The sequence below is a fragment of the Algoriphagus iocasae genome, assembly GCF_014206875.1.
GTDB classification, from domain to species: domain Bacteria; phylum Bacteroidota; class Bacteroidia; order Cytophagales; family Cyclobacteriaceae; genus Algoriphagus; species Algoriphagus iocasae.
On record NZ_JACIJO010000002.1, the window covers coordinates 1,579,942 to 1,588,125 of the forward strand.

The 8,184-nt window shown below is 39.5% G+C and carries 8 protein-coding genes; 5 read left to right on the top strand and 3 right to left on the bottom strand.

Going from position 1 to position 8,184, the window contains the following annotated elements; all coding sequences use genetic code 11:
• Nucleotides 1-275 precede the first annotated feature (275 nt).
• The gene (locus tag FHS59_RS14345) at nucleotides 276-1,346 is read right to left on the bottom strand and encodes an Ldh family oxidoreductase (RefSeq protein WP_184496054.1); all 1,071 of its coding nucleotides are present in this window, start codon (nucleotides 1,344-1,346) and stop codon (nucleotides 276-278) included.
• A 76-nt stretch (nucleotides 1,347-1,422) separates the two neighbouring features.
• A complete protein-coding gene (locus FHS59_RS14350) occupies nucleotides 1,423-2,364 on the bottom strand; it encodes a Ppx/GppA phosphatase family protein (protein WP_184496056.1) in 942 nt (313 codons plus the stop codon).
• Nucleotides 2,365-2,592: 228 nt separating this feature from the next.
• On the opposite strand from FHS59_RS14350, the gene FHS59_RS14355 reads away from it, so the two are divergent.
• From FHS59_RS14355 to FHS59_RS14375, 5 genes are all read left to right on the top strand, one after another.
• Nucleotides 2,593-4,176 carry an acyl-CoA carboxylase subunit beta gene (locus FHS59_RS14355; RefSeq protein WP_184496058.1) on the top strand — a complete coding sequence of 528 codons (1,584 nt, stop codon included), beginning with the start codon at nucleotides 2,593-2,595 and terminating at the stop codon, nucleotides 4,174-4,176.
• A 119-nt stretch (nucleotides 4,177-4,295) separates the two neighbouring features.
• The gene (locus FHS59_RS14360; protein ID WP_184496060.1) at nucleotides 4,296-5,378 is read left to right on the top strand and encodes a M42 family metallopeptidase; all 1,083 of its coding nucleotides are present in this window, start codon (nucleotides 4,296-4,298) and stop codon (nucleotides 5,376-5,378) included.
• Between the two features lie 122 nt (nucleotides 5,379-5,500).
• Nucleotides 5,501-6,205, top strand: coding sequence for an ABC transporter substrate-binding protein (locus FHS59_RS14365; RefSeq protein WP_317168196.1), 705 nt, complete (start codon nucleotides 5,501-5,503; stop codon nucleotides 6,203-6,205).
• A gap of 119 nt (nucleotides 6,206-6,324) precedes the next feature.
• Nucleotides 6,325-7,086 (top strand): 3-keto-disaccharide hydrolase, encoded by a 762-nt coding sequence (locus tag FHS59_RS14370; RefSeq protein WP_184496064.1) that lies wholly within the window; start codon nucleotides 6,325-6,327, stop codon nucleotides 7,084-7,086.
• The gene (locus tag FHS59_RS14375) at nucleotides 7,083-7,679 is read left to right on the top strand and encodes a 3-keto-disaccharide hydrolase (RefSeq protein WP_184496066.1); all 597 of its coding nucleotides are present in this window, start codon (nucleotides 7,083-7,085) and stop codon (nucleotides 7,677-7,679) included. Before FHS59_RS14370 ends, FHS59_RS14375 begins: the two co-directional genes overlap by 4 nt.
• Nucleotides 7,680-7,940: 261 nt before the next feature.
• Here the strand turns inward: FHS59_RS14375 and FHS59_RS23170 are convergent.
• A partial coding sequence (locus tag FHS59_RS23170; protein ID WP_221444500.1) for a hypothetical protein occupies nucleotides 7,941-8,184 on the bottom strand: 244 nt, incomplete at its 5' end.

Consider the following 8,184-nt stretch of genomic DNA (forward strand, 5'->3'; position numbering starts at 1 on the left):
ATTTATTCCATTGATCCAAAGATAGGTTCGATTATGTTGATGTTTGTTTTTGAGGGATGATATAGCTGGAATAATAAAAAGGTGTGAAATAATTTGAAAGGGGAGTAGCAAAATTCCAAATGAAAAAGGACCTCCTCCAGTCTTGAAAATTAAAAAAGTTAAGGGGATGAAAATGAATGTATTGGATAAGGTTATAACTCCTGAAAAAATGAAATTCAGAATTTTTATAGAATGATGATCTTTAGGGATTACATTTTTATTCAATGTTTTTTTACTTAAAACTTGACCCCGAATCGCTCTCCCAATTCTGTCAAATCTTTCACAACCGGATCCAGCAATGGAATTCCCTCTTTCATGCGAATAGCTTCCAATTCCCGCTCAGGATCTCCAGGGATCAAAACTTTTTCATTTCCAGGCGTTGGTTTGGCAGCTCGGAATCTTGTGATCCAGTTGTCCATATGAGATTTAAATTCATCTGCCGGACGGAATGCGTCTACTCGCATGGCTCCAAAGAAATGACCGATTCCTTCTCCAACAGGATTTGGATCTGGCTCTAAGAATGCCACAAAAGGTGGTACCCATGGACCGTAATTGGCTCCGGAAAGTACTGCTGAAAAAATATCTACGATAGACCCTAAAGCATAACCTTTGTGGGAACCATGTTCTCTATCACCACCCAGCGGAAGTAATGCTCCACCGTCTTTTACTCCATTTGCTGATGTGGTTGGATTTCCTTCTTTGTCCTGAACCCATCCGGTAGGTGTATCCAAACCTTTTCTTTGAAGGATTTCCAATTTCCCATTTGCTGCTGTGGTAGTTGCCATGTCTGCTACGAATGCAGGTTGATCTTTGGCAGGAATAGCAACTGAAATTGGATTGGTTCCCAATAATCTTTCTTGGGAAAAAGTCGGAGCTACCAAAGGACTGGCATTGGTTAAGGAAATCCCGATCATATCATGCGCAAGTGCCTGCATTGCATGATAACCAGCGATTCCGTAATGGTTTGAATTTTTTACTGAAACCCAACCTGTACCCGCGATTTTTGCTTTTTCGATGGCAACCTGCATTGCATAAGGTGCTACCACTAAACCTAAACCTCCATCTCCATCTACTACAGCTGTGGAGGGAGTTTCATGAACTACACGGATATTGGGTTTTGCATTAATCCTTCCCTTTTCCCACAACCTCACATAACCAGAAAGTCTGGCTACGCCATGGCTATCGACTCCGCGAAGATCTGCAGAAAGCAAAACTTCTGTGGCAGTTTTAGCTTGGTCTTCCGGGCAACCGATCTTGATCAGCATCCCAAAAGTGAAATCTCGAAGTTCTTCGTAAGAAAAGTTCATGATAATAAGATTTTAACTCAGCCCCAGAAAGGCTGATGTTCAATTCAAGAATAAGTATTTAGTGAAACTGGCTGACTTAGATAGTCACCTTTTGTTTCATTACTCTGGAAATTGCCCCTTCTTTAAGGGCGTAGTGAGAGCAGGTCATGGATTTGACAGGCACATACCGTAGAATAAATTCGATCAAGCTTGATGCCACGACAATCATATCCACACGCATCGGAATCATACCAGGGATTAGCAAACGTTCCTCTTTGTTTTTTGATAAAAGCATTTGATGGATTTTTTCAAATTCATCAACAGGAAGTTCAAAGACATGCTGACCTGTAAGCTTGCACTGAAGCATGGACTCAAAGTAAATGTCAGTTAGAGTGTCAAAGGTACCCGATGCACCTACCAGTCCAGTAGGTTTATATTTCTCAATTGCCTCCAAAAGGGGAGCAAGCTTGATTTGTAAATAGTCTTCTAGTTTGGCTATTTCCTCAGGAAGGATTGGGTCATGATAATGGAAAAGCTCCAATAAACGCTGTCCACCAATTTCAAAACTTTGCTTCCAAAAAACTTCCTGTGAAGTCCCGATGATAAATTCTACTGATCCACCACCAATGTCCATCATTAATTCGATCTGACCATTGAGCGATCCGGATAGGCAAATTCCTTCATAAATCATCTGAGCCTCTTCCTCTCCAGAGATGACTTGAATGGAGATCCCAATATCTTCTTTCACTTTCTGAACGAAAGCCAATCCGTTTTCTGCGTTTCTGACAGCACTGGTCGCAAAAGCAAAAACCTGATCGATATGTTCACCATCAATCAGGTTTTTAAAATGTTTTAAAGTATGGAAAGCTCTTTTTTGAGCATCTTCTGCGAGTTGATTTTGGTTGATCCCACCTTTTCCCAGCTTTACAGGGATTTTTTCCTTGTAAATCGTCTTGAATCCGGACTCGTTCAATTCTACCAATAACAAATGAAATGTATTGGTCCCCATATCTATTACCGCCGCCTTTCGGGTACTCATATGCTGCCAATTTTTTGGATGGGCGAATATAGAAAGTTATTTGAAATGAGCCCTTTTCATTGAGATTTTATTGAATGTTTTTTTTGTGACTTATTGGTAGGTAGAAATTTAGATGAAAATTTTCGGACGAATTTTGATCTTTTTCCTCCTTATGGCAATTCCTTTCCAGTTCTAAATTTCCTTCACCCAAAAAGCCTATTATATTTGAATGAATCTAAAAATGAGTTCATGGATCAATCGAATAAACCCAATTATACTTTGCCCGGAATAGAAGGGAAGATTAAGCTACTAAATGAGAAAAATAAAGAGGCCTTACTTGGTGGTGGAGAGAAAAGGATAGAAGCACAGCATAAAAAAGGAAAGTTAACAGCCCGTGAGCGGGTTGAACTGCTGATGGATGAGGGCACTTTTCAGGAAATCGACAAATTCGTCATACATCGGGCCAAAGATTTTGGACTGGATAAAGAGCATTATCTTGGAGATGGAGTCATCACCGGCTATGGAGAAGTAAATGGTCGTTTGGTGTATGTGTTTTCTCAGGACTTTACTGTGTTTGGAGGGTCTCTTTCAGAAACCCACGCAGAGAAAATCTGTAAAATCATGGATATGGCCATGAAAAATGGCGCGCCTGTGATTGGTTTGAATGACTCAGGTGGAGCAAGAATCCAAGAAGGGGTAAACTCTCTAGGTGGTTATGCAGATATTTTTTATAGGAATACTCTAGCTTCTGGAGTGGTACCACAAATTTCTGCAATCATGGGGCCATGTGCCGGTGGAGCAGTTTATTCTCCTGCAATTACAGACTTCATTTTGATGGTAGAGAACACTTCTTATATGTTTGTTACCGGTCCAAATGTAGTGAAGACAGTTACCCAAGAGAATGTATCTGCTGAGGAATTGGGAGGGGCTTCGGCACATAGTACCAAAAGTGGAGTGACTCATTTTGCCTGCGCAAATGAGCTGGAATGCATCCAGCATATAAAAAAGATTTTGAGCTATATGCCTCAAAACTGCGAGGAAATTGCTCCGGTTTATCCTTATGAGATTTTGGAGGATGAAAGCAGAGAGGTTTTGGATTCTCTGATTCCAGAAAACCCAAATCATCCTTATGATATTCGTGATGCGGTGAAAGGGATTGTGGATGAAGATTCCTTTTTGGAAGTGCATGAAAATTATGCAGATAATATCGTTGTCGGTTTTGCTAGGATAGCGGGTAGGAGTATTGGTGTGGTAGGGAATCAACCACAATCAATGGCAGGAGTTTTGGATAATGATGCATCTGTGAAAGCAGCAAGATTCGTTAGAACCTGTGATAGTTTTAATGTGCCGCTTTTGGTTTTAGTAGATGTGCCGGGATTTTTGCCAGGTACAGATCAGGAATGGAATGGCATTATTTCCAATGGAGCAAAATTGCTTTATGCTTTTTCAGAGGCTACTGTACCTAGAATTACTGTAATTACCAGAAAAGCTTATGGTGGAGCTTATGACGTAATGAATTCGAAACACATCGGAGCGGATCTGAATTTTGCTTGGCCAACAGCAGAAATTGCTGTGATGGGAGCAAAAGGGGCTGCGGAGATTATTTTCAAAAAGGAAATTGCGGAAGCAGAAGATCCAGAAGCGAAGCTTCAGGAAAAAGTGGATGAATACACAGCTAAATTTGCTAATCCATATCGAGCAGCGCATCGAGGATTCATAGACGAAGTTGTTATGCCTTCGGAAACCAGAATTAAGTTGATCAAAGCTTTCAAAATGTTGGAAAATAAAGTGGATAAAATCCCGAGGAAGAAGCATGGGAATATCCCTTTGTAAAAGGATTAATGATTGCTTTCGTAAAGGCAAAAACATTTCAAGAAAAAGCAAGAATTTAAATTGATAAATAACTTACCCGAACTTCGAAGTGAGTTCTGAAGTTTGGGAATAAAAATATTATGAGCGACAAAATCACTAAAGAGGAAAAAGCATTTCTCACAAAATATCTCAACAATGCCTCGCCTACTGGTTTTGAGGCTTCAGGGCAACAGATTTGGTTAGATTATATTAAGCCATTCGTCGATGATTATTTCACTGATAATTATGGAACCGCGGTTGCAGTAATCAATCCTGAGTCTGAATACAAAGTTGTAATCGAAGCACATGCTGATGAAATCAGTTGGTTTGTCAGCTATATCAAAGATGATGGATATATATATGTAAGACGAAATGGTGGATCCGATCATATGATCGCTCCATCCATGCGTGTAAACATCCACACTGATAAAGGAATGGTTCCTGGAGTTTTCGGTTGGCCGGCAATTCACGTTCGAAAGGATGGGAAAGAAGACACTCCTACTTTGGATAATATATTCATCGATGTTGGAGCTAGAACAAAAGCTGAAGTGGAAGAATTGGGAATTCATGTCGGTTGTGTGATCACCTTTAAAGATGAGTTGACCGAATTGAATGGTAAATTCTACTCTGGAAGAGCCTTGGATAATCGAATAGGTGGATTTATGATTGCCCAAGTGGCGAAAAAAGTAAAAGAGTCAGGTAAAAAGTTGCCTTTTGGTCTATATGTAGTGAATGCTGTTCAGGAAGAAATTGGGTTGAGAGGTGCTCAAATGATTGCTGCCAAAATCAAACCTAATGCAGCAATCATCACAGATGTGTGTCATGATACTACGGCTCCTTTATATAATAAGGTAACAAGTGGAGATTTCACAGCTGGTAAAGGACCTGTGTTGACTTACGGTGCTTCTGTGCATAAAAAGTTACTTGATTTGATTATCGATACTGCGAAGAAGAAAGAGATTCCGTTTCAGAGATCTGCGGCTTCAAGAGTTACAGGAACTGACACAGATGCATTTGCCTATTCAAACGAGGGAGTCCCTTCTGCCTTGATTTCACTTCCTTTGAAATACATGCATACTACTGTCGAGACAGCTAGCAAAGAGGATATTGTCCAAGTGATTAATTTGATGTACGAATTCCTTTTGGACTTTGATCCGACTTTTGATTTTAGATATATCAAGTGATCCACTGACGAATGTTCCTATGAGAGTAATTTCATAGGAATATTTTTTTTACTCTCATGTATTTTTCTGACCAGCTCAATCGCAAAATTTTTATTCCTACTCCTCCCAAAAGGATCATTTCATTGGTTCCATCACAAACCGAACTTTTGGTGGATTTAGGTTTAGAAGATAGAATCGTAGGAGTTACTAAGTTTTGCATTCATCCCTCTTCGCTTCGCAAAGCCAAGACCATTGTCGGTGGTACTAAGAATTACCGAATGGATATAATTGAATCTTTAAAACCTGATTTGATTATTGGGAATAAAGAGGAAAATGAAAAAGAAGGGGTTGAGGAATTGATGGAAAAGTATCCTGTTTGGATGAGTGATATTTATTCTGTCCAGGACAGCATGGATATGATTCAAAAGCTTGGAGAAATCCTGGGTGTCCAAGAAAAGTCAAAGGAGATTGTTGATCAATTATCTGTTGACTTTACTACTCCATTAACAAAAAAAGGAACTTGCATCTATTTGATTTGGAATGATCCTATGATGGTAGTGGGAAAGCATACCTTTATTGATGAAATGCTCAGCTTTTCGGGATTTAAAAATATGATTAAGGAGAAAAGATATCCCTCTTTGACCGATCATGATCTAGAAAATCTAAAACCAGAGTTTATATTATTGAGCTCTGAGCCATTTCCATTTAAGCAGAAACATTTGGATGAATTTCAAAATAAATTCCCAAAAGCCCACGTATGTTTAGTTGACGGGGAATATTTCTCTTGGTACGGGAGTAGATTATTGGTAGCTAAAAAATACTTTATTGAGACTTTTGAAGAAGAGTGATAATTAGGAAGAAAGCCACTCATGAAAAAATCGGTTTTCTAAAATAACTTATTTAAAAATTTCAATTAACTTTTGACTCTAATTAGAATAGAAACATATAAACGAAATAAATATTTAAAATGAAGAACACAAGATTAGCCTGGATAGCTCTGATTGGTTTGGCTGTGGCCTGCGGACCAAAGCCTGCTGAAGAAACAGCTGAAGTAGAAGTTGTGGAGGAAGTAGTCGTTCCTGATAACACACTTTCTGAAGAGGAAAAAGCTGGAGGATGGATGCTATTATTTGACGGCGAGGATCCTTCAGGATGGAGAGCATTTAATGGAGATTCTTTCCCTGAAGGTTGGACAATAGAAGATGGTGCTTTAAAAGCCTTGGGTAAAGGAGGAGATATTGGTGGTGACATCGTTTTTGGTCCTATGGAGTTTGAGGAGTTTGAGTTAGAATGGGATTGGAAAATTTCTCCAGGTGGAAACAGTGGAGTGCTTTACCATGTGGTAGAAGATCCAAAATACCATGCTCCGTACGAGACAGGACCAGAATACCAAGTGATCGATCAATTGGGTTTTCCTGATCCTTTGGAAAAATGGCAGTCCATTGGCGCAGATTACGCTATGACCGAGCCTGATTATGAAGGTGCTGTGAAGCCAGCAGGTGAATGGAATCATTCAAAAATTGTTTTTTCCGAAAAAGGGTCCAGTTATTGGTTGAATGGAAAGAAGACTGTAGAGTTCGTTCCTTATTCAGAAGAATGGACAGCTGCACGTAATTCAGGAAAATGGAATGATTATCCGGATTATGCGATTTCTAAAAAAGGATTGATTTCACTTCAAGATCACGGTGCGGTGACTTGGTTTAAAAATATTAAAATTAAAACACTATGAGAAAACTATTAGTGCTAGCCATTTTGCTGGCGTCTGCGAACTTCACTTTCGCTCAGAAAAAAGAGAAGCTATTTAATGGCAAAGACCTAACTGGTTGGACTATTTACGGAACTGAGAAGTGGTATGTGGAGGACGGATTATTGATTTCTGAAAGTGGGCCTGATAAGGGGTATGGATATTTGGGCACCAATGAAAACTATGATGATTTTGAAATCACCTTGGAATTCAAGCAGGAAGCTAACGGGAACTCTGGAGTTTTTATCAGATCTACTGTAGATGGCACCAAAGTTTCAGGCTGGCAAGTAGAAGTTGCACCTCCAGGACATGATACCGGTGGTATTTATGAATCCTACGGTAGAGGTTGGTTGATCAAGCCAGATCCAGAAAAAGATAAATACCTGAAGTTTGGAGAATGGAATAAAATGAGGATTGTTGTGAAAGGCGATAATGTCACTTCCTACTTGAATGGACATGAGATGGTAAACTTTACAGATGCTAAAATTGGAGAAGGAAAAGGTGGAATTTGTCTTCAGATCCACGATGGCGGAGGTATTAAAGTGTATTGGAAGAATATCGTATTGAAAAAGCTATAAAGTCACCAAATTTATTAGAAGACACCGCCTCAGCTGTCCCAGTTTGAGGCGGTTTTTTTATTTGAAATTTTTCATCTTCAGTTTCAGTGATTTAGGTAAAAGAGAAAGATTTTTGTGGTTTGAGTATTGTTGTTAAGAAAAATAGGGAGATATTTGCACTCCCAAATGACACGAACGGTGTGTTGGGGATCGGGGTTGAGGCCCTGAGAAACGGTTGAAAAAAAGATTTTGCAAAAGGGTTAGGAAGTCTGGAATGATCACTTACCTTTGCAGCCCGCTTGGAAAGCAAGGGGGTATAGGAAGTGGAAAGGGGCTTGTCCCTGAAACTTTTGAAAAAATAAAAATCGCAAAGAGTATTGGAAGTAAAAAATTACTTCTTACCTTTGCACTCCCATCAGCGATGAAGGGAAAAAAACGGGACGGAAACGGAAGGTTTACCGGATCTGGCAAGAGCCACAAATGCGTGGTATTAAGTTCTTTGAAGTGATGTAAGGCGAAAAAAATA